The 17,931-nt window shown below is 56.8% G+C and carries 29 protein-coding genes; 9 read left to right on the top strand and 20 right to left on the bottom strand.

The window, feature by feature from the left end; all coding sequences use genetic code 11:
• Positions 1-33 precede the first annotated feature (33 nt).
• The 11 genes from RGV59_RS31285 to RGV59_RS31235 form a co-directional block, all read right to left on the bottom strand.
• A complete protein-coding gene (locus RGV59_RS31285; RefSeq protein ID WP_261754846.1) occupies positions 34-876 on the bottom strand; it encodes a phosphoadenosine phosphosulfate reductase family protein in 843 nt (280 codons plus the stop codon).
• Positions 877-1,077: 201 nt separating this feature from the next.
• Positions 1,078-1,266, bottom strand: a complete 189-nt coding sequence (locus RGV59_RS31280; protein WP_033039631.1) for a hypothetical protein — start codon at positions 1,264-1,266, stop codon at positions 1,078-1,080.
• Positions 1,267-1,284: 18 nt separating this feature from the next.
• Positions 1,285-1,695, bottom strand: coding sequence for a hypothetical protein (locus tag RGV59_RS31275; protein WP_033039634.1), 411 nt, complete (start codon positions 1,693-1,695; stop codon positions 1,285-1,287).
• Between the two features lie 119 nt (positions 1,696-1,814).
• Positions 1,815-2,060, bottom strand: a complete 246-nt coding sequence (locus tag RGV59_RS31270; protein ID WP_131657989.1) for a hypothetical protein — start codon at positions 2,058-2,060, stop codon at positions 1,815-1,817.
• 249 nt (positions 2,061-2,309) lie between these two features.
• A complete protein-coding gene (locus RGV59_RS31265) occupies positions 2,310-2,615 on the bottom strand; it encodes a hypothetical protein (RefSeq protein WP_083377959.1) in 306 nt (101 codons plus the stop codon).
• Positions 2,616-2,625: 10 nt separating this feature from the next.
• Positions 2,626-2,841: a hypothetical protein gene (locus tag RGV59_RS31260; protein WP_261754848.1), complete on the bottom strand. Its 216-nt coding sequence runs from the start codon at positions 2,839-2,841 to the stop codon at positions 2,626-2,628.
• Entirely contained in the window at positions 2,838-3,527 is a 690-nt protein-coding gene (locus RGV59_RS31255; RefSeq protein ID WP_261754849.1) for a hypothetical protein, read from the bottom strand. The genes RGV59_RS31260 and RGV59_RS31255 overlap by 4 nt, the downstream gene beginning before the upstream one ends.
• Positions 3,528-3,614: 87 nt before the next feature.
• Positions 3,615-3,959, bottom strand: coding sequence for a hypothetical protein (locus RGV59_RS31250; RefSeq protein WP_033039645.1), 345 nt, complete (start codon positions 3,957-3,959; stop codon positions 3,615-3,617).
• 127 nt (positions 3,960-4,086) lie between these two features.
• Positions 4,087-4,398 carry a hypothetical protein gene (locus RGV59_RS31245; RefSeq protein WP_033039648.1) on the bottom strand — a complete coding sequence of 104 codons (312 nt, stop codon included), beginning with the start codon at positions 4,396-4,398 and terminating at the stop codon, positions 4,087-4,089.
• A gap of 10 nt (positions 4,399-4,408) precedes the next feature.
• Complete coding sequence (locus tag RGV59_RS31240; RefSeq protein ID WP_156796377.1) at positions 4,409-4,567, bottom strand: hypothetical protein; 159 nt, start codon at positions 4,565-4,567, stop codon at positions 4,409-4,411.
• A gap of 192 nt (positions 4,568-4,759) precedes the next feature.
• Complete coding sequence (locus RGV59_RS31235) at positions 4,760-5,317, bottom strand: hypothetical protein (RefSeq protein WP_047883085.1); 558 nt, start codon at positions 5,315-5,317, stop codon at positions 4,760-4,762.
• A 129-nt stretch (positions 5,318-5,446) separates the two neighbouring features.
• On the opposite strand from RGV59_RS31235, the gene RGV59_RS31230 reads away from it, so the two are divergent.
• Positions 5,447-5,746, top strand: coding sequence for a helix-turn-helix domain-containing protein (locus RGV59_RS31230; protein ID WP_011600738.1), 300 nt, complete (start codon positions 5,447-5,449; stop codon positions 5,744-5,746).
• A 1-nt stretch (position 5,747) separates the two neighbouring features.
• Here the strand turns inward: RGV59_RS31230 and RGV59_RS31225 are convergent, their stop codons facing one another.
• The 6 genes from RGV59_RS31225 to RGV59_RS31200 all read right to left on the bottom strand — a co-directional run bounded on the left by RGV59_RS31225 (position 5,748) and on the right by RGV59_RS31200 (position 11,154).
• The gene (locus tag RGV59_RS31225; protein ID WP_172691830.1) at positions 5,748-6,521 is read right to left on the bottom strand and encodes a PRTRC system ThiF family protein; all 774 of its coding nucleotides are present in this window, start codon (positions 6,519-6,521) and stop codon (positions 5,748-5,750) included.
• The gene (locus RGV59_RS31220; protein WP_261754850.1) at positions 6,518-7,222 is read right to left on the bottom strand and encodes a PRTRC system protein B; all 705 of its coding nucleotides are present in this window, start codon (positions 7,220-7,222) and stop codon (positions 6,518-6,520) included. Before RGV59_RS31220 ends, RGV59_RS31225 begins: the two co-directional genes overlap by 4 nt.
• Complete coding sequence (locus RGV59_RS31215) at positions 7,212-8,486, bottom strand: hypothetical protein (protein WP_176451500.1); 1,275 nt, start codon at positions 8,484-8,486, stop codon at positions 7,212-7,214. The genes RGV59_RS31220 and RGV59_RS31215 overlap by 11 nt, the downstream gene beginning before the upstream one ends.
• 195 nt (positions 8,487-8,681) lie before the next feature.
• Positions 8,682-8,894, bottom strand: a complete 213-nt coding sequence (locus RGV59_RS31210; protein WP_011600742.1) for a PRTRC system protein C — start codon at positions 8,892-8,894, stop codon at positions 8,682-8,684.
• A gap of 11 nt (positions 8,895-8,905) precedes the next feature.
• Positions 8,906-9,379: a hypothetical protein gene (locus RGV59_RS31205; protein ID WP_261754851.1), complete on the bottom strand. Its 474-nt coding sequence runs from the start codon at positions 9,377-9,379 to the stop codon at positions 8,906-8,908.
• 14 nt (positions 9,380-9,393) lie between these two features.
• Positions 9,394-11,154, bottom strand: coding sequence for a PRTRC system ParB family protein (locus tag RGV59_RS31200; RefSeq protein WP_261754852.1), 1,761 nt, complete (start codon positions 11,152-11,154; stop codon positions 9,394-9,396).
• 179 nt (positions 11,155-11,333) lie between these two features.
• On the opposite strand from RGV59_RS31200, the gene RGV59_RS31195 reads away from it, so the two are divergent.
• Genes RGV59_RS31195 through RGV59_RS31185 form a run of 3 tightly spaced genes read left to right on the top strand, consistent with a single transcriptional unit; the run spans position 11,334 to position 12,707 of the window.
• Positions 11,334-11,615: a hypothetical protein gene (locus tag RGV59_RS31195; RefSeq protein ID WP_047882950.1), complete on the top strand. Its 282-nt coding sequence runs from the start codon at positions 11,334-11,336 to the stop codon at positions 11,613-11,615.
• Positions 11,615-12,274: a PIN domain-containing protein gene (locus tag RGV59_RS31190; RefSeq protein ID WP_261754853.1), complete on the top strand. Its 660-nt coding sequence runs from the start codon at positions 11,615-11,617 to the stop codon at positions 12,272-12,274. Before RGV59_RS31195 ends, RGV59_RS31190 begins: the two co-directional genes overlap by 1 nt.
• On the top strand, positions 12,264-12,707 hold the full coding sequence (locus RGV59_RS31185) for a hypothetical protein (protein ID WP_322247158.1): 444 nt from the start codon (positions 12,264-12,266) through the stop codon (positions 12,705-12,707). Before RGV59_RS31190 ends, RGV59_RS31185 begins: the two co-directional genes overlap by 11 nt.
• Before the next feature lie 78 nt (positions 12,708-12,785).
• On the opposite strand, the gene RGV59_RS31180 is transcribed toward RGV59_RS31185, so the two are convergent.
• The 3 genes from RGV59_RS31180 to RGV59_RS31170 form a co-directional block, all read right to left on the bottom strand.
• Complete coding sequence (locus RGV59_RS31180; RefSeq protein ID WP_261754855.1) at positions 12,786-13,124, bottom strand: hypothetical protein; 339 nt, start codon at positions 13,122-13,124, stop codon at positions 12,786-12,788.
• Positions 13,125-13,220: 96 nt separating this feature from the next.
• Positions 13,221-13,490, bottom strand: coding sequence for a nicotinamide mononucleotide transporter (locus tag RGV59_RS31175; RefSeq protein ID WP_261754856.1), 270 nt, complete (start codon positions 13,488-13,490; stop codon positions 13,221-13,223).
• Positions 13,491-13,775: 285 nt separating this feature from the next.
• On the bottom strand, positions 13,776-14,009 hold the full coding sequence (locus RGV59_RS31170; protein WP_096079078.1) for a hypothetical protein: 234 nt from the start codon (positions 14,007-14,009) through the stop codon (positions 13,776-13,778).
• A 214-nt stretch (positions 14,010-14,223) separates the two neighbouring features.
• Between RGV59_RS31170 and RGV59_RS31165 the strand changes: the two genes are divergently transcribed.
• The 5 genes from RGV59_RS31165 (at position 14,224) to RGV59_RS31145 (ending at position 17,661) form a co-directional block, all read left to right on the top strand.
• Complete coding sequence (locus RGV59_RS31165; protein ID WP_078459338.1) at positions 14,224-14,679, top strand: RDD family protein; 456 nt, start codon at positions 14,224-14,226, stop codon at positions 14,677-14,679.
• Positions 14,680-14,795: 116 nt separating this feature from the next.
• Positions 14,796-15,230 (top strand): hypothetical protein, encoded by a 435-nt coding sequence (locus RGV59_RS31160; protein ID WP_261754858.1) that lies wholly within the window; start codon positions 14,796-14,798, stop codon positions 15,228-15,230.
• A gap of 56 nt (positions 15,231-15,286) precedes the next feature.
• Positions 15,287-15,625 carry a hypothetical protein gene (locus RGV59_RS31155; protein WP_261754859.1) on the top strand — a complete coding sequence of 113 codons (339 nt, stop codon included), beginning with the start codon at positions 15,287-15,289 and terminating at the stop codon, positions 15,623-15,625.
• A gap of 114 nt (positions 15,626-15,739) precedes the next feature.
• On the top strand, positions 15,740-16,510 hold the full coding sequence (locus RGV59_RS31150; RefSeq protein WP_011600749.1) for a hypothetical protein: 771 nt from the start codon (positions 15,740-15,742) through the stop codon (positions 16,508-16,510).
• Between the two features lie 23 nt (positions 16,511-16,533).
• Complete coding sequence (locus tag RGV59_RS31145) at positions 16,534-17,661, top strand: DUF1173 family protein (RefSeq protein WP_322247157.1); 1,128 nt, start codon at positions 16,534-16,536, stop codon at positions 17,659-17,661.
• The last annotated feature ends 270 nt before the right edge of the window (positions 17,662-17,931 follow it).

Genomic DNA, 17,931 nt, shown 5'->3' with positions numbered 1-17,931 from the left:
TTTTTTGATGGTGGCCCATACCTTCGGGGAGTCTTAGATGCACGTCATGCAGCTGAAGCGACCCCAGCCCAAGCGATAGGGGACAGGTGCCTCCACTCGGTGACGAGAAAGCAGCTCCCACACCTGTTCTTCGCTGTAGTGCAGCACCGGTCGCCAAGCATCTACGTGCCGGCCGAGGCGACCCTTGCGCCGGTCGACGGCGTGAGGTTCCAGCTGATTGTATTTGCTGCGGTTGCTCGACTCAGCACGGCGCTCACCTGTGACGAACAAGGTCTTGGTACCGAGAAAGCGTTCCTGATTGGTGATGGCCCTACGGCCTACATCGATCTTGGCTGCGGAGCTACACCAGCGTGTTGTCAGGCTGGCGCTTTGCTGAGGAAACCGGCGGCGGGTCGCCGGTGATGTCCGACTGGTATCCCGATCCAAGCAGATAATTCCGCCTGGAGTTTCGACCATGTGAGGCTTGGAGTAGGCGTCCATCTTGAGCATTTCGCCCTCGATGCCACCCTGCAACCAGGAGAAATAGAGCGGCAGATTGAATGCAGCTGCGAACTTCTCGATGAAACTGTCATTGAAAGCCCAGTCCATGAGGGTGCTCCCCTCTGCACCATCCACCCGATGGTGCCAGAGCTCAACACGACGCAGATCCACACCCTGTTCGATCAGTGCCAGCAGGCAAGCGATGCTGTCCTTGCCAGACACACAGACTACAACGTGGTCATAGCTGTCCAGATCCACTGTCGGCGCATCGAAATAGGTTCCCTCTGCCAGCACAGCAGGCTCAGGCTCGAACCCAAGCAGGGTGAGCTGCTGGCCCAGTGCCGGGATAACTACCTGGTCGTCGAACTGGTGTGCGCGGGAGATTGACGGGTGCATTGGCTGTCCTCTGAGCACCTACCTGGTGCCTACAGACTCAGCCTACGGCGGCAACGGGAAATCCCAACTGATGGGCGGTGGAGGCGGCTCCTCCCTGCGACAGGAGGAAGCCGAGGAGAAATCATCTACAGGAAACAGAGCACGATCGGCTGCTACTTGGCTGCGCTTCTCCTGGATGGGATGGCTCTTGCGTGGCCGGGCTCACCAATCCGACCGATTCAGACGGTACGTGCCTGGAAGGCAGTTCTCGGCATGGCTCAACTTCGCTTCGGCTTCGGCCTGATCGTCCGCGCGGTCGATGGCGATCCAGTCGCCGTTCAGCTGGCGCTCCTCCACGAACCACACAGGGTCATCTTGTTGCTGCATCAACTCGCTGGGTGCGTTTGCCATCGTGGTCTCCATTCAGTTTTATTCGTCGATCCAGCCCTTCGCTTTCATGCGTTCAGTTTGCCGGTTCAGCCAATCCAACTGGTCGAAATAATCTCGCTCCGAGCCGTCCGGGTACTCTTTCGGGTTGATCGCACGGTGCTCGGCTAGCTCGGCCAAGTGCTTTCGCCCGCGATCACGACGATCCGCCCAGATGGCCGCGCCGACCTCGAGCAAGTGTGGATCATTCTCGCGGTGCTGGTGGTAGTAGGTGGCCATCTCGACAAAAATTGCGAAGTGCTGTTGGTCGAAGTTGGCCAGGGCGTCACCCCGGAACTGCCCTAGCTGGCCGTTGTAGCAGCTCAGGGCAAAATCTTGGAGCGCGCCAGCGGCGCTGTAGGATTGGTGGAGCAAGATCTCTCGGTGCTTCAGAAACGGAGATTCAGTTGCCATGATGTGTCCTTCTTCATTGTGAGGCCCGAAAGTGGCCCTCTCCTATGACCCCAGCCCCGCTAAGCGGGGCGTGGGCATTAACGGGGTTCGCCCTGCAAAACTCCACTGAAGAATGGGAGTTAGCAATAGGGCTTCTGACCACGAGCGACACGCTCTTTGACAGATTCAGTGGCGGTACGGGTTACTTTTCGACATTGGTACCAGCTATACAGCCAACGTGCCGCAGTCAAAACCACAACTAAGCCACCGAGAGCTATTACCAGTTTTAGGATGCCCAGGAACGGTTCCATCGGTTCGCCTTGACCTGCCGCCTTGACAGAAAATGACACTGCCAGAATTAACAACCCCATAGGTACGTTCATCATTTTTGTTCCCTCTCCGTTGCCCTAGGCGGACTCCCACTCGATCACGTCCCAGTCATAACTCACTTCGCAAAGGTCGCCGGCAGTTCGCCAGGTACAATCGTCCTCGACCACGCGGACTAGGCGATGCTGCTGGACAGTCCCACTGCTGCAATGCCTGAGTTTGCACTGCACGGGCACCCCTGGAGCAGGCATGAGGTCTTTTGTCTTGATCCAGACCAATGTTTTCGCCTCCGCTTTTCGTCAAACAGATCAGTCGTCAGCCTGGCTGCCGGCAATGATCGCGTTCAGAACGGTTTCGTCATCGTCAAACCAGCCGTCTTCAGCCAGGCCCAAGTTCCCGTCGAGAATGACGCAGACCGCCAGAGCGGCTTCCGCAGGATCTGCACCGTATTCACGAATCACGCCCTCGATCTGTTTGCGCAGCAGGTGTGCAGGCTCGACTTGGCCTACGCCATGCTCAGCAGCAGGATCTGCAAGCTCCAGGGGTGTCGGCCCCTCAGCCATAGGATCGGCGGTGACGATGGCACCGGACTGGGTGCGAAATTTCATTTCCATGGATGGGTTCCTAGAACTTGATGCTTGTGGGCGCATAGCAGTCGTCACACAGAAACAGCCGCTCGGCATGGCTGCGTGGGTCGTTCTTGTGAGGGCCGCAATTCATGTTGCAGACCTTCGACGCCGGGTCGAACTTGGCCAGCTCGGCTGGGTCGGCGCGCGGCCACTCAATAGGCATTACATCCGGTGGTTGAGCTGGCTGTGGCTTGCGGGCTTTCGTACTCATAGCGGGGCGGGCTCCTCTGAAAAGTCATCCGCCACTTTCGCTTCGCTTTTGATTTTCAGGATGACATCTGCGAGCTGCTGGCTTGAGCCGTTATCGTTGTGTGGCCATGGGCCGAAAGGCTGCGATGAAAGCCGGTTGAAAACGATCAAACCAGGGCAGCGGTATTCAAATGGGCCAGTGGATTGGAACCGGACAAAGGCAACCGGGCTGGTGCATCCCGGCATATCGGTTATTTCTCCGATTTCCTTCATGAGAGCAACATCTGCCCAGCCAGCTTGATCGTTGTTGAAGAACGTCAGGTGGTCATATGCGGACTTACCACCTACGAAGCATGCCAAAGCAACGAGTGTCAGCTGGCCCATCGGCCAAAAGCCTTTGGAGTCAGCAGCTCTTTTCCACAGCGAGGGGATGTAGAGGAGTAGGGCCACTGAGGCAGCCAAAAGCAGATAGACGGTTAGCCGCGCAGTATCGACGCCAAGAGTTTCCCCCGGAGCGCCATCTGGGCCAAAGAAGAGGTAAAGCAGTGGTGCGCAGTAGGCCATGCCTACAGCATAGGAAGCCAGCACGAGAACCATTTGACGTAGCCGCTGCTCAGGGCCGGGGGAAACCAAGGCCAACGTAGCGCGAGCGACGGTACCAATGACCACGATCAGCAGAACAACGGAGCATAGGAGGATGTAGAGCATTATGATTGACGCCTTTAGCGCTTTTCGGTGGATTTACCGCCGAGTTGGTAGAGATCGAGATTTATGCGAGGGGTGCGTACTCGGTTATCAACTGCCTTCCTTCTTGCTGCCGTTACCCGAGAAAAGCAGCACGAATGGGGTTACAAGTAGCCCGACCCCCATGAAGAACATGAAGAAGATGCCCAGGCCATCGCCCGGCTGTAGCCCGGTTCCAGCAGCGGTCGCCATCGCCCGATAGTGGTCGGCCTGTGCCCCAACGACACGCACAAGAACTATCGTCACGGCGCACACCACCAGAGCTTGCCAACCCTTGCGGATGTCCAGGTGATCGACGAACGTCCACAACCAAGTGAGGGCTGCGCCAATTGCCAGTAGGATCAACAGCCAGTAGAAGAGACCAGCTATATCGGCGATAAATGCAGCTCCCAACATGTTCAGCACTCCTTCAGCGCGTCATACCTTTGATGACCAAGACATCGTTGCGTAACCGAAAATTGGCACCATCTCACGGACTTAGCCCCAATTAAGGGGCTGTGGTCTGCTGCGGGATTTTCTTGTATCAGCTGTACAGCGCGTCGTTATACGGCACAACCTCGTCAATGGCATCCCAAGCGTCCGAACAGCAACTTTTTCCTCGAATGTGCTGGAGAACATCTACAAGCTCGGATTCGCGTGCTTCTGCGTTGGCTTTTGTTGCAGCCAACTCATCAAGCAGATCGTTCACACCTGAACCGCCAAACGGCCCAAGCACACTGGTAGCATCGCACCAGGTATCAGGCTCATGGCCAACGCCTTCGCTCAGGTACTGCCAGCCTTCCTCTGTCTTGCGCAGCTCCAGGGGGCCGAACTGCATCGTTACTTGCTCGCTCATGGGCACTTTCCTACTTCACTTCTTCGTAATGCCACTGGACAAGCTCAAACGCCGCCTGTTTTGCCTCGGCTTCGATCTGTTCAGCAGTAGCGTTGTCATCGACCTCGAATTCAAATTCCACCTCAGATCCTTGTACATCAGTCTTAATTGTGCCGGTGAAAGTGCGCATCGCGGTCTCCTCTATTTGCCTGCGACTAGGATAAAGGCCGGCGCAGATATCCCAAGTCGGGGCAGGCATTTTCCCACACCGATTGAAGAGGAATTTATCTGGGTAAGAGGTACAGGGCGGGCGGAAGCTTTCGAGTGGCCTGCGCCAAGCCCCGAGGTGCATCAGTGGCTGGCGCGGTATTCGTGCGGGGCTTTAGGGGAGCGAGCGTCGGTGCAGGGCCAGCAGTTGAGCCAGAACCCACTGCCAGTATCCAAACTGGGTCTGGTTGTTGCGCACTGCTTGAAGCCACTGGTAATTGGTCAAGAAAGGGTGATCGTTGCCACGCTGTGCATATTTCCCCTCCAGTTGCGCCGGAGTGAGATCGAGATCGGGAAAGTAGGCTTCCGGTAGGTGATTGGGCACCAAAGCGAAGTCTGTGATGGCTCTTCCAATCGAGATGGATATTTCCTGGCCGGTTTCGTCACACCGGAGCGTCCTGATCTCGCCCTCACGGCCAGTCACTCGCCACGCATACCCGGTCGGGGTGGCAGACGCCGGATCATCCGAAGGCACCGTCTCTTCCTCGCTGTAAACAACGAACTCCAGTGGAAAAAATATCTCTGCAATCATGCGATCAAGCTGATCCAGTGTCCGCCGATGGATGCCGGAACCCTCGGCCTCAATCAATGCCAGCAGGGTCGCTCTCGATGCGTTCAGTTCCTGGTAAAGCTCTGCCAAGTGCTGAGGTACGGAGGGGTCAACGTGAGTCATATTTGCTAGTCCTAACCAGGGGAGTGTGCACATAAAACCGCTCCGCTGGCCCTCTGGGCATAGCGTAAATAGCGAAAAGGGTATTCTTAAACGTGGTTTTAATTGTTCCTGCCGATAACGCTTCTGTCTATGGAGAAGCGACCACCTACACGCGGGCGACCGGCAGGAACATCAAGCTTTGACCCTCAGGTGGCAGGAGCTTTTGGCAATGTCGTACGCGAAGAACGCCTAAAATCGGGCCTAGCTCAGGAGAAACTTGCTCTCCTGGCTGGGGTTGAGCGGGCGCACCTGGGGAAAATCGAGCGGGGCGAGAGTCTGCCCACACTTCCCTTGATTATGAGGTTGTCTAAAGCCCTCGAAGTTAAAGCCGCTGACCTGATATCGCAGATGGAGCAGCGGCTGGATCAATGCGAAGACGGGAGTGGTTGAGTTAGGCAGATTGCGGAACAGCAGGGAACGGAAAGGCGTTTTGAGAGCCGGACGCCAGATCCACTGTGATCCAGTGCTTATCGGTTTTCCCCGTCCGCAGCAACTCCCACACAATGCTCATTCCGGCAGTTGTAACTGCCCGGTTGACCAAGCAGTCCTGCGAACGAATGGCTTCCGCAACCGAGCAGGATTTTTTGGTGTCATCTTCGAGCGTTTCGATTTCAGGGTAAGCGTCCATCACGTTGGGGTAGATGCCCCTCTTGTCTACATGCGCAGCGCCGAACACAACCTGTCCATGGCGGGCCTCGTTGCCGAGGTCAAGCCACATGCAGTGTCGGGATAGAAGCGCGCTGCTGGCGATTGCGCGACGGGCCGAAGAAAGGTCAACAGCGGAAATGATCAAGTCGGCGGCGCGCATCGCCTCTATCGTCTCTTGGCTTGGAAATCGGAAGGGCAGGGCCTCCCAGGACGTACCCAGCATGAGATTGTAACGATTCACCAAACTGATTGCTTTGAATTGGCCCAAGTCACACGGCCAGAAACGCTGACGTACGAGGTTCGGCTCGCGGACGATGGCATCGTCAATGACCGTGACCTCCAGACCCTCTGGATGGCCGAGGGAGCGAAGCGCATGGTGGAAGCTGGCCAGCGCATCAACCACCTCACTGCCATTGCCACCGGCCCCGACAACCACAATGCGTGGTGCGCGTTCAACCCACGAGGCTGGCGTCTTGTAGATCGGCGATTGGTGAGCTGTGATCGGATGAACGCTCATCGCGCACCCCCTTTGATAGCTTGCGCTAGCGTTAGCGGGCCACTGTATGACCCTGCTGAAACCAGTTTCGAGGCTGGGAACCGCTTCGATCCTTTCTCGCTCAGTGCTCGATAGAACTCCTTCAAGGCCTCAAACGAGCGGCAACCCGCCACCGGCTCAACCGTACCGCTGTGGGTGTTGTCGCTCTCCAGCACGAAGCTCTCCCAGGCCGGGATGTTCTCACGTCGAACATCGCGGGGAACATTGCCGCTGCCAGTACAGAAGGTTCCGCCTTGGTACACGTTCCCCAACGGGGCATAGAAGAGTTCTGTCTCCGGCGTCGGGCGCTGATTGCCCTTGAACGCAAAGCAACGGAAGGATTGGTTGGCCGCAGCGATGAAGATCAAGCCCGGCAGCGGGGCGCGTATGCGCTCGCCAAGGATCGGAATATCGTGCACACCAGGGCGGCGGTACCACGCCAAGACGGTGCGTGAGCTGAACAGATAACTCTCAGGGAGAAATTCTGCTCCGGCATCCTCATTCAACAGCAGAGCAGCCAGTTCGGATTTGTCGTAGGGACTGAATGCCCTCCCAGCGCCCAGCGTGAAGCCGGCCTTACCATCTTCCAGCGCGATGACGCTGTGACTGGTGACGGTGACCACGCCGGTCTGGCTGTGGTGATGTATCAGCATGGCCTTGCTCGAAATTTTTTCACTCAGCATTACCGCATTCCTCTAAAGCGTCGGCGATTCGCTGCAACAGACCTAGCGTCAGCGATAGCGCATCTAGAACTGGCAGGGTGACGGTGCGCAGTTGATCAGGACTCAGCGGTAACCCAATTGCAGGGAAGCCAGAGCCGCTGACAATGCCGTCAAAACCGTCATAGCTACTCTGCTCTAGATTTGGAAAATCCCTAGTCAGGCACACCAGAATGCTCTCGAAAAGAGAAACCCCATCACCGGCTGTGCCTGGGAAATCATGGGGGTTGAACTCTTTGAGCGATCCACTGGCCTCATGCTCCAGGCAGTGCTGCAAGGCTTCCGCCAGCACTTGAACCAACGGGGCGTGTGCATCATCACGCTCACAGATTTGCCGCGCCTGATCGGACAGCTCCTCGATCTCGCACCGATCTCCCTGGCCAAGGGTGGCTCCAGCTATCTGTTTCAGTTCATCCATCTCATAGATGGCGTCAAGCAAGCTGTTTACAGAATCCTCGTCTTGGCCGTGGCAGTAGAGATATTCGGCGATGTAATCATCATGCTCGACCGAATCGTCCAGCAGGAAGGCGCACAGTTCCTCTCTAGAGTGTGTTGCCAAGCGCGGAGACAGCTCCTCGAAAGCCTCCGAAAGCCCGTGATTCAAGTAGCTGTACGGCCCCAGGAACGTCATTGGCGTATGAAACGGCAGCAGATGGCGTGTCATCGCGTCGAGTGTCTTGAAAAGAAGCACTCGCAGTTCCAGGCTCGCTGGCGCTTGAACTGTGAAAGTAGCGAAGCAGCTCGACTCCAGAATGAAATGACCGTCCTGGATTCCGAAGGAGTAGGCGTCCTCAACGGATGTGGGCAGCTTGACCCGGCCAATCAACGAGCGCTCCAGCTCCGCCATTATCCTGCCTGCCCCATCAGGGCCTGCCTCGATGTGGGGGGCGAGCGCATCAAGTCCGACCAGCCCAGCCTCTACAGCGGCTATTGCATAGGATGCCGTCTCAACTGGATCGACGTATGGGGTATTCAGCCGATTCAGCAGGCTGGTGCGCTGTGGAAAAAGGCCTTCATCACTGATGGCAAAGCACGCACCAAGGCGCTGTACTACCTCGCCCGTAAGGCGATGCAGCCCGTAGCTATTTGGGTACTGCCGAAGCCATTCGATTGAGCTTTCAGCTACCAGACCAGCTTCCAAGGCCTCCCGGCACAGCATGCTATGAGCTTGGTGGTCGACCACCCCTGCATAGTCCCGGCTGAACAGTTGGGCCTGTGCTTCACGCATCACAGGCCCAACATTCGGCAAGCTAAGAGGTGTCAGCGCGGCAGTTGGAAGTCGATAGTGCCGGGATTGGCGGGGGAGGAGAGCAACTTCCATAGCCTTTGTCTCTGCTGGTGGTCTAAACAATCAGGTTCGGTACCGGACGGGAGGTGGCGATCAAGTTCGCCACGCTCCCACGCTTTCAGAACTTCAAGCGGGTCAACCTTTTGCGCCGAATCCGCCGTCTCGGAACTCGTAGACATAGCTGTCATTCTCCACAATGGGGTCGATAATTTTCGCTCCGTTGAGCTTTGGGAACTGACGGGCATAGTGTTTCAGCACGTCAGTCACGGACATTTCGGGCTGCGGGTCGGGGAGGTCGCGACCGGCGTAACGAAAAACGCGGGCAAGAGAGATTTCAACAAGTGCCATGAGTGCAATTCCTAGAAAGAGGCCGCGAGGTTCAGATCGGGTTCATCCGAGCCGCTGTCCACGCCCGAACCACCACCTACCTGCGCAGCGTCACCATCCTCGGCATCGGCATCGGCATCGGCATCGAGGTGAGGCGTTGCAGGCTGCTCAGTAGCTGGCGTGGCGGCTTTCGCCTGCACGGTCGCACCAATCGAGCGGATTTCATCCAGCAGGCTCATCCCCTCATTCAGCGCCTGGACGTGCTGTGTCAGGCGCTTCATCAGCGCCTCCTCGATTTCAACAGCACTCCCTACCAGGATCAGCGGGCGGCACATGGCGGCGCGAAGCTGCACCTCGTGCTCGGATGCCTTCTCAGGTGTAGGGCCGAGGTCAGCGGTAATCATCACTTTCAGCGCGTCGGCGGAGGCGGTTTCGATTGCCACATTGACGCGGTGTTGAGTGCCAGCAAGTGCAGTGGCCATTACGGAAAAAAACGTGGATTGCATGATGATGTTCCCTGTCAGGCTTGGGTCGATTCGGATTGCTGGGGAGCGGGGTTCTTCCCGCCCTGTGCCGATAGTTGTAACGCAGGCGGCAAATAACCCAACCAGCTGAACTCTTTGAAAGCCAAGATGGCGTCGATGAGAGCGCTTGCCTTGCCGGTGGTCAGCCCTTCAAAAGCCTTTTCGCCCTTCGCCTCGTTGTAGGCGGCGGCAAAGCCTGAACGCTTGCAATCTTCGATGATGCCCGCCTTAACCTGGGCCTTGAGGTAGCTCTCGTTCATCACGAACCCTTTGGCCGGATCGACGTTCGCGTACTCCATGAACTTGAGCGACTGAGCACCCGACACGGATTTCTCGAATGCGTCAGCGCTATCCGTGCGGAATAGCGAGGCAGCAGCCATGCTGCCCATGAACGTGAGGAGCTTTTCCTCCCCGAGTTGCGCAAGCCGAATCTCGGCATCGGCGCGAGCCGTGGTCATCAGGGCGCTTGTGACTCCCATGGCCTTTTCCATCTGTGCCCGCAGCTCGCTCTTGAGGTCGCTGCGCATCTCGAAATACATGCTGACGATGGCCACAGCCAACGCTAGCGAGCGGTCATTGAGCACGACTTGCTTGCTCATGCGGGCGTAAAGGTCGAAGGCTTCACGGCGTAGCGACTTCTTCACCTGGGTGGGCTTTGCGCTTGCGGCCTTCGGCTTGACCGGCGCTGATCCAACAGCGCCCCCGGCAACGGTGGCTGGTGCTGTGTTCGTTACGGTGGCCAGGGCGGTTTTGTAGGCGGCGGTTTTCTCCTTGTGGCAAGGCTTGTTGAAGCACATGCCGCCGATCACGTCGCCTTCGCGCCCCCTCGACACCATGACCACTGCGCCGAAGCTTGCACAGGTAGCGCACGCCGCTGCCTGTTGCTCTCCCACACCATCCTCGCCCCGTGCGACGAGCTTCACGTATGAGTCCTTCGCGAGATTCAGCTCGCTATGAACCACCGCGTGCTCCTCCTGCGCCTCGACCAACCGAACAGAAATTAGCTGCTCGGTTTTCCGGTTCCAGCAGACCGAGTTCTGGCAGCGAGACGCCCCAAGGCTTGCCTCGAACAAATCGGCATTCGCACCCGAGTTGTGGATGCAGCTCCGGCATTCGGTGGTGTCAAAGCGTGCAGTCGAGACGTCCCGAGTCAACTCCAGCAGGCGCGCCCTGGTCTGCTCGACGGAATAGTTCTTCTCGATGATCTTCGACAGAATGCCCGCCTGATCGGGGGCGGGGAGACGACACAGCAATTCAGCGTGGCCAATCTTGATCTGCTCCTCCAGCAGGGCATCGGCCACCGCATCACAGGCATGGGCGAGCAGCAGGCGGCTGTCGAGCTTGGTTCTAGACCAGTCCAAGGCCTTCATCACCGCCAAGTGGTCGTTGGCCATGTCCTCCAGCAAAATTACGGCATGCTGGGCTTCTTCGATTGGCGTCAGGTCAGCCCGCACCTGGTTCTCCAGCGCAGCGATCAACCGCGCTTCCTGATCGCTCATAGCGCGGATCAGGGCGGGAACCTCGATCAAGCCCGCATCGTGGGCCGCCGTCCAGCGCCGGTTGCCTGCGACCACCTCATGGTCGTAGTTCGGGTCATCGCTTACTGGCCTGACCAGAATCGGCTGGATGATGCCCTTGGCACTGATCGAACGCACCAGTTGCTCATAAGCGGACTTCTTCCGGCCTTTACGCGGGTCGATTTGCGGGTTGCGGCGGATACGGCCGAGGGGGAGGACTTGGGCTACTTGCTGATTCACTTGGCTAAACTCCGTGTTTGCAATGAGTTCAGCTTCACCCATATCCGGTAAAACCCAAGCGCTGAGTCGTGCCGGATATTTCGGGCGTAAATCGTGCCTGAAAGCAGAAAAACACGCCGGATTTACGAGATATATTTTTTGCTTCACAAGCAGGGGGAGCAGACGGCTGCTCAAATTGAATGAAAATATCCACTCTCGTTTTGGCACTCATTGCCATACCGGCATCGCATGCAATGGCTGATAGCTCGCTTCCACCTTATGCCGTCGCGGCAATCTCCGAACTCAAGATAAAAGTAGTCGTCTTCCTCGGCTGCATGCTGGTCGGTACAGTGCTTGGCGCAGTGCTGGCGCGGCGCATTGGCAAGAAAAATCGAATGCTGCGCGACCTTACTTTCTCGCTTTCAGTGTTGGCTGGCTCTGGGGTCGGGATGCTTATCTTTCTCGGGAAAATGCCGTGGTGATGAAACGTCTGATTTTGGTGGACTACGAGAACATCGGGAAAATCGACCTATCGCTGCTGGACATCTCCTACCGAGCCATCATTTTTGTAGGGGCGATGCAACAGCTACCGAAGGCTGCGCGCAGGGATTCCACAGCGCATAGATTTTCCCGCGTTGATTTTCAGAAGATCGAGGGCGTGGGCAAAAACGCCTTGGATTTTCACATTGCCTTTCATCTCGGGCGCACATTCGAAATCGCGCCAGAGACTGAGTGCATCGTCCTTTCCAAGGATAAAGGCTTCGATCCACTGCTGGCCTACCTGAATAAGCATGGTTTGACCTGCAAGAGGATTGCGGCTCTGGATGAGTTGGTACCACAAAAGATGACAGAGCTGGTGCAACAAGTTCCTGAAAGTACCTGCAATCACTGTGGCAGGGGCAGTTGTATTGAACACTTGGGTGGAAAGTGGTGCAGCTATTGCGGTCAATTTTCTCACTCGCCGGAACAGCAGCAACTCCCCTCCCGCTCGATACCATATTCTGAAAATAGAGATACCAATGGGGGTGGCCCGCGCATGGGTACTTGCGCTTGGTGCTCCCAGCATACCGACATGAGCGACGGATTCTTCGACGAAGGTGAGTGGATGTGTCCCGGCTGTATCATCGAAAATGCCCGATGAAATGGATTGGGAGAGAGCTGCAACCTCTGCTGCCAGCACTTGCCACATCAGCTTTGGGAGAAACAAGGGGACAAATATGGGATTAAGCGACAGGGACTACATGCAGGAGCGTGCGAAACAACGAGCCTGTGGCCAGGATCAAGCAAGGCAGGCAGAGAATGATAAAGTCAAAGATGCTCACTATCACCCGAAGGAATTTCGTGGTGAGCGCCTACGAATCAAGATTCCAAATTGGAGACGCGATGGTTGGGAAGACATCGAGGCCAGCTCCGAAGGGCAGAGTGCCAGCCTGGGAACCCTTTATTTCGTCTTCCTGGTAGGGACTGTGTTTGGCTTTTTTGTAGCCTGCCTATTAGGCCTACTTCGATTTGAGCTATTCGACTGGGGTATCCAGGTTATGAAGCCTATAGCAGTAATGTTCTCGAAAATATAGCGCTGACGAATTGCATATTGCAGGTAGCAAAAAGCCCGGTCTAGAGCCGGGCTTTTTGTTTTCAATCGAAATAGAGGGTCACTGAACAACAAGCACTGCATCGACTGCCGCCAATGCTTGGCGCGCACTCGCCAACTCTGACTGGATCAGCTTTAAGCCCCCGAGATCGTTGCTCATAACCGACACGCAATCCTGAAGCGCTGTTTGGGCCTTTGTGAGAGCCGCCAACAGAGCAGAATCCTTGGATTCCGAAGACTGCGCAGCAGCCTCTACTATGCAAAGGCGCTTGCTGAGGACGAAATATATGTGCGGGAAAACCAGTTCCTGAGCGACACTCGCATTCTTCGCTGCTTTTGCTGACGCCTCTTCGACGATAGAGATCAGTTCTGCCTTGTGGATCGAGTTGAAAACTTGCATGTGGTGGCTCCCATTGACGAATGCCCCCAGCATGTCGACCATCCCGCAAAACCCAAGCCTTAAAGCACGCACCCTCCCGAAGGGCGAGCGAGCGGCTTACCCCTTGACGCGGGCAAGGCTAGTTGAGCGCATGGCCGACACAGCGGGGTACCACCAGCGGATCAACCCGGTGACGTTGGTAGCAACGAAACACCCATTCAGCAGCAACAATCCCCAGGCCTGCGCCAGAACGGCGTAGCAGCAGAGGCTCAAGCTGGACACGAGGAATAGCCACCATCCCCACGGAGAAATACGTGTATTGGTGGAGATCATCAGCGCGCCGAGGACGCCACAGAGGCTTCCGATCCACTCGAAATACAGGGTCATAGGTCAGTCCTTCACATGTTCCAGGGAGATTTCTTCGGCTCGAATTTCATTGATGATCCGATGAGCATTGAGCCGACACTGGACGGGATACGCCAGAGGATCGTGGCCTCGGCGTTCAAAAGCGACGATGAGCTGGGCCTTCCAGGCGATACCAGATGACTTCGGGTCGGGAGCTAAGCCGCGGCCAGCAGCAATGCGGGCTTGCCGGTAGCACCGACTCCAATCAGCCCTGGTCGCGCTGTACCGGCCAAGACTGGGTTTACGAGGGAAACACATAGGCACCCCTCAGATAAGCGCAAATTTGCGGAGGGAGTCACCGAGCGTCCCTGTCCATACAGCGCCCGACTTCGAGCTTTCCCCGTGATAGACGTTGAAGTGCTCGCCCTTCTTGATCGAATTCGGAACACAGGCACGCCGCACCACAGGATGCCCGTCGATATCGAAATCCTGAAAACCGTGATGGGAGTTCACCAAGCGAGCGGTGAAGGTCAGTGGCTCTTTGGAGTTTTTCTGGCTCATGCAAATGACTCGATTGAACTGGATAGCCTTCAGGATGAATGCGTCCGCAGAAAACCCAACTCCAATAGCCGGGCCGAATTTGTCCAACAGGCTGTTGGACGACCTCCATTTCAGGCACAAAACCAGCGTGAAAACGCGCCCGGCCTAGTTCCCAGCCCGATAGCATCAGGCCAAGCCAACGTGGCTTGCCAACCAATCACAGGGAATATTTTTCATGCAGAACGAACAACTTGAATACGCGGGTTTCTGGGCGAGAACAGGGGCGTGCATTGTTGACGGTATCCTTTTCACCCTGGTTTCCCTGCCGCTCCTGATGATGATCTATGGCACGGGCTATTTCAGCAGCGACAAGCTGATCCAAGGGCCAGCGGACTTAGCAATCAACTTTTTCCTGCCAGCGATCCTGACGGTAGTTCTGTGGCGTCGTCTCCAGGCTACGCCGGGGAAGATGGCGCTGAAATTGCGGGTGCTCGACGCTGAAAGCGGCAACACCGCAAGCGTTCGACAGTGCATCGGCCGGTACCTCGGCTATGTAGTGTCGACCCTACCGCTGGGGCTTGGCTTCTTCTGGGCGGCATTCGATCGCCGTAAGCAGGGGTGGCACGACAAGCTCGCCGGAACAGTGGTGGTACGCGAGCTCAGAACACAGCCGGTGAAATTCCGGAGCTGATCACCCTGCTCAGTTGAGCCGGACGTGGCGTTCTGGCTCATCCACAAGCCGTCCGTGGTTGGGAGTTTTTCAACCCATGGGATGCTGGCCACATCAACTGATCAAGGTGAAGCGTAATGAGCAAGCAAACCACCGAAGCCCAACCGGAGCTGGAAGTCGTAGCCACCATCGAAGTGATGAGCTACGACGAAGAAACGACCTACATCGAAACCCGCAGCGATCGGATCAACTTCGACAATGCAGTCAACGATGATGCCCTGGTGTTCAAATCCGACGCCGAGCGCGTAATTTCTGGCCTGAGCTACAAAGCCGAGCTGTACGACGAGGTATGGAGCAAAGCCAAGGCGTTGGGATTCATGAATGTGACTATGGCGTTGGAGGAGGTGGAGAAGCTGCGCGCCAACCCTGCGATTGCCGGGCTGCTCGAGGCCCTGGGGAAAATCGCAACTGGCTCCACAGGCATCATGGATCGCGACTCCGAGCTTGCCCAGATAGCAGCAGACGCCCTCGCCGAGTACAACGAGGGCCTGCCTCCTAAGGGCGGTGCGTAATGTGTACCACACGCCATGTCACCGACCACGCAACAGCAAATCAAGGAAAGCCTCGCATGAAATTGAAGTACATCACTCGAACCGTAGCGGTGGGTTTGTTCGGACTTATAGCGCTTGTCGGTACCCAGTTTTTCACAACATTCAAGGCTGTGGATCAAGCACGTGAGTCTGCGATCCTGGCCTGGTCTAAATCGAATCCAGGCGAGGCTGAGACAGTGGATCGCTATCGGAAAGAGTGCTTGCGCGGCCCGTCTGAAGTCCCGCCAAACCAGGCTCCCGTTCGACCACTGACCATCGCTCAGTGTGCCGAAAAGATTGGCAGCCCTTCATTGGCATCCGCTATTGAGGCAGCTGACGATTCGGTTGAGGTTCCGGCCCCACTGCGCTGGCTCTGACCCGCCTGAGCCCCATCAACAGTAATTCCGACGCTCCAGTGTCCTGAAAACGAAATTTCTACTCCTCATCCCGCGATAGCCTCCTGATCGAATACACCAGGAGGATTCGCTCTCATGAAAATCCGCAGTCTTTGCGCCCTCGGCAAAATGAGGGCGTACTCCGCTGACCGACAAATGGTCACTCTCTCGCCCAAGGCATTCAGCATCCCCGCCGGCGTAGATCCGCTTGAGCACGAGCCTGAAGCGATCCACGACTTCATCCAGAGAAACCGCTGGCTCCATGCAAACTGCATCGTCGGCCTGCACAACAGCCACAACCAGCTACTGGAACCGGGCGAGGTCGTCATGAGCGGTACCCGCTCGTCCCTGATGCGCTGCCTGCTGCGCTGGGAGGCGCTGCGTATCCTCCCTGTATGGGTCGATGGCTTCGACAGCCTTTCTGATGATGAGCGCACTACACGCGCCAAGCAGCTCGAATGCCTTGACCAGGCCCGCCACCAGCTCCTTTCCGTCGATAGCTGGTATCAGACTGACCAGGAACATTACGAGATAGCGCGTGCAGTCATGCGTACTGGTCACTGGGCGCTGGAAAACCTCCCCCCACTTGATGGGCTGGAGTGGCCAACCGGAGAGATCTTCGACCTGAAAAACCCCAGTCTTTCTGCTGAGGCCGTTGAGACCGGATACCTCGAAGGGATATTTTCCATGATCGAGCGAAAGGGACGGTTCCATGGGGAGGGCGGGAGCATTCCAGCAGACGAATTGTTCGGTATTGCGCTCATGAGCCCCAAGTCTGGATACGAGTTGCTGGTGAAGCTGCATATACAGATCGAAGCAAACCGGGCTGAAGCAGCCTATGCCCGCCGGCAGCGGGCAATTGCCTGACCCGAATCAGGAGAGAAAAGATCATGCTCAACCGTCGATATCCCGTACTGATCTCTGGGAAACGTTACTCGCCGGAGTTCCAGACCGATCAGCAGTACGCAAAAAACTGGAAAATCGTTTTGGAGAAGGCCTACGGCACTCATGCAATTTGCCAGTGCCCAAGCAGCGGTTCCCGAAAACTCTCGATCAAGCGACGTGAAGAAAGCGATGGTTTTCATCTGGCGCGGTTCGCCGGTACAGGTCATGAGCACTCAAACGATTGTCGGTACTACGCGCCGGCCCCGGAGCGTTCCGGTATGCAAGGGTATGCCGTTGGCGTAGTCGAGGAGGGCGAAGATGGCAGCATTCGCGTGCGCCTGGCTCGAGGCATTCGAGTCCAGGCCCCTCGATCCGAGGAAAGCGAAAGCACCTCGGTGACAAGATCGCCTGGAAAGAGCAAGCCGGCTATGACGTTGCTTGGGCTTCTGCACCTGCTTTGGTCTGAGTCCCGACTCTCTACCTGGTATCCAGCAATGGAGGGCAAGCGCAATAGCGGCATTGTGAACTACGCGCTTCTACAGGCTGCGGAACGTGTCGCCGCAAGCCGAATGAAGTTGAGCGAAGTGCTGCTGCTGGCTGCTCAAAAGGACAGCAAGGGAGCGGTTCGCAATCAGGCGATCGCCAAGTCTGCAATCACGCGGGATCTGCGACTCGTCGCGATATCGCCGCTGGCACGCTACAACCCTGAGCGCCATTCTGGAGACATCAGCAGATTGCCTCTGGCCGGGCCCTTCGGGATGCCCATGCTGAATTTGCCCCCGGCAGTCTGGGTAACCGCCGCCCGCAGATTCGAGAGAGAACTTTCCGCCTGGAAGCGCGGAAGTCGAGTTATCGCCATCGCTCAGGTTACGCCGAGGAAGGGCGAGTCGTTTTCGCAAGCAGATGTCGTTGAGCTGGCCCTGATGCAGGTCAGTGAGCGTTGGATTCCTGTCGACTCAGATTACGAAGGGGTGATTGAGGCCATGCTCCACGCCGCTGGCCGCAGCTTCGATAAACCTCTTCGCTACGACGCTGATGAAAGTGAGGTTTTCCCTGACTTCTGGCTTTTGGACACGGGTAAGGGGAGCCCGCAGAATTCGGAAAAAATCGTACTACAAGGGCTTCCCCATTGAGCGCAAGCGCAATAGCGATTGTGTTCTGTATTGCTGCACTGCTGCGCGTGCCGGATCGACGTAAGAAGGTGAAGGACTGCGGTACTACAAACGGTCATATTGAGCTGATGGCTCGGACCCTGATGAAAGACGCACGTGAGGACCTCGTTCGCTAACCGGGACTGAATTCCCCATACGATTTTCAGGTATACCCCACGTAGGTCCAACCCGCTTCACATCAACGACGGCAGTGCACATTGATCCTCTTTTTATCTGCTCATGGTTCTACCC

The organism is Pseudomonas sp. FG1, from assembly GCF_034313875.1.
GTDB lineage: Bacteria > Pseudomonadota > Gammaproteobacteria > Pseudomonadales > Pseudomonadaceae > Aquipseudomonas > Aquipseudomonas veronii.
This window is presented reverse-complemented; position numbering and strand designations above follow the sequence as displayed.

Bases quoted from the DNA above. Each gene is read 5' to 3' on its own strand.
- RGV59_RS31235 (WP_047883085.1), bottom strand. From the start codon at position 5,317: ATGACTCACGTTGACCCCTCCGTACCTCAGCACTTGGCAGAGCTTTAC.
- RGV59_RS31195 (WP_047882950.1), top strand. From the start codon at position 11,334: ATGAAAATATCCACTCTCGTTTTGGCACTCATTGCCATACCGGCATCG.
- RGV59_RS31170 (WP_096079078.1), bottom strand. From the start codon at position 14,009: ATGAGCCAGAAAAACTCCAAAGAGCCACTGACCTTCACCGCTCGCTTG.
- RGV59_RS31275 (WP_033039634.1), bottom strand. From the start codon at position 1,695: ATGGCAACTGAATCTCCGTTTCTGAAGCACCGAGAGATCTTGCTCCAC.
- RGV59_RS31150 (WP_011600749.1), top strand. From the start codon at position 15,740: ATGAAAATCCGCAGTCTTTGCGCCCTCGGCAAAATGAGGGCGTACTCC.
- RGV59_RS31145 (WP_322247157.1), top strand. From the start codon at position 16,534: ATGCTCAACCGTCGATATCCCGTACTGATCTCTGGGAAACGTTACTCG.
- RGV59_RS31215 (WP_176451500.1), bottom strand. From the start codon at position 8,486: ATGCGTGAAGCACAGGCCCAACTGTTCAGCCGGGACTATGCAGGGGTG.
- RGV59_RS31220 (WP_261754850.1), bottom strand. From the start codon at position 7,222: ATGCTGAGTGAAAAAATTTCGAGCAAGGCCATGCTGATACATCACCAC.
- RGV59_RS31265 (WP_083377959.1), bottom strand. From the start codon at position 2,615: ATGGAAATGAAATTTCGCACCCAGTCCGGTGCCATCGTCACCGCCGAT.
- RGV59_RS31230 (WP_011600738.1), top strand. From the start codon at position 5,447: ATGGAGAAGCGACCACCTACACGCGGGCGACCGGCAGGAACATCAAGC.
- RGV59_RS31270 (WP_131657989.1), bottom strand. From the start codon at position 2,060: ATGATGAACGTACCTATGGGGTTGTTAATTCTGGCAGTGTCATTTTCT.
- RGV59_RS31190 (WP_261754853.1), top strand. From the start codon at position 11,615: ATGAAACGTCTGATTTTGGTGGACTACGAGAACATCGGGAAAATCGAC.
- RGV59_RS31250 (WP_033039645.1), bottom strand. From the start codon at position 3,959: ATGTTGGGAGCTGCATTTATCGCCGATATAGCTGGTCTCTTCTACTGG.
- RGV59_RS31185 (WP_322247158.1), top strand. From the start codon at position 12,264: ATGCCCGATGAAATGGATTGGGAGAGAGCTGCAACCTCTGCTGCCAGC.
- RGV59_RS31245 (WP_033039648.1), bottom strand. From the start codon at position 4,398: ATGAGCGAGCAAGTAACGATGCAGTTCGGCCCCCTGGAGCTGCGCAAG.
- RGV59_RS31165 (WP_078459338.1), top strand. From the start codon at position 14,224: ATGCAGAACGAACAACTTGAATACGCGGGTTTCTGGGCGAGAACAGGG.
- RGV59_RS31160 (WP_261754858.1), top strand. From the start codon at position 14,796: ATGAGCAAGCAAACCACCGAAGCCCAACCGGAGCTGGAAGTCGTAGCC.
- RGV59_RS31240 (WP_156796377.1), bottom strand. From the start codon at position 4,567: ATGCGCACTTTCACCGGCACAATTAAGACTGATGTACAAGGATCTGAG.
- RGV59_RS31205 (WP_261754851.1), bottom strand. From the start codon at position 9,379: ATGCAATCCACGTTTTTTTCCGTAATGGCCACTGCACTTGCTGGCACT.
- RGV59_RS31260 (WP_261754848.1), bottom strand. From the start codon at position 2,841: ATGAGTACGAAAGCCCGCAAGCCACAGCCAGCTCAACCACCGGATGTA.
- RGV59_RS31255 (WP_261754849.1), bottom strand. From the start codon at position 3,527: ATGCTCTACATCCTCCTATGCTCCGTTGTTCTGCTGATCGTGGTCATT.
- RGV59_RS31280 (WP_033039631.1), bottom strand. From the start codon at position 1,266: ATGGCAAACGCACCCAGCGAGTTGATGCAGCAACAAGATGACCCTGTG.
- RGV59_RS31180 (WP_261754855.1), bottom strand. From the start codon at position 13,124: ATGCAAGTTTTCAACTCGATCCACAAGGCAGAACTGATCTCTATCGTC.
- RGV59_RS31210 (WP_011600742.1), bottom strand. From the start codon at position 8,894: ATGGCACTTGTTGAAATCTCTCTTGCCCGCGTTTTTCGTTACGCCGGT.
- RGV59_RS31175 (WP_261754856.1), bottom strand. From the start codon at position 13,490: ATGACCCTGTATTTCGAGTGGATCGGAAGCCTCTGTGGCGTCCTCGGC.
- RGV59_RS31285 (WP_261754846.1), bottom strand. From the start codon at position 876: ATGCACCCGTCAATCTCCCGCGCACACCAGTTCGACGACCAGGTAGTT.
- RGV59_RS31225 (WP_172691830.1), bottom strand. From the start codon at position 6,521: ATGAGCGTTCATCCGATCACAGCTCACCAATCGCCGATCTACAAGACG.
- RGV59_RS31155 (WP_261754859.1), top strand. From the start codon at position 15,287: ATGAAATTGAAGTACATCACTCGAACCGTAGCGGTGGGTTTGTTCGGA.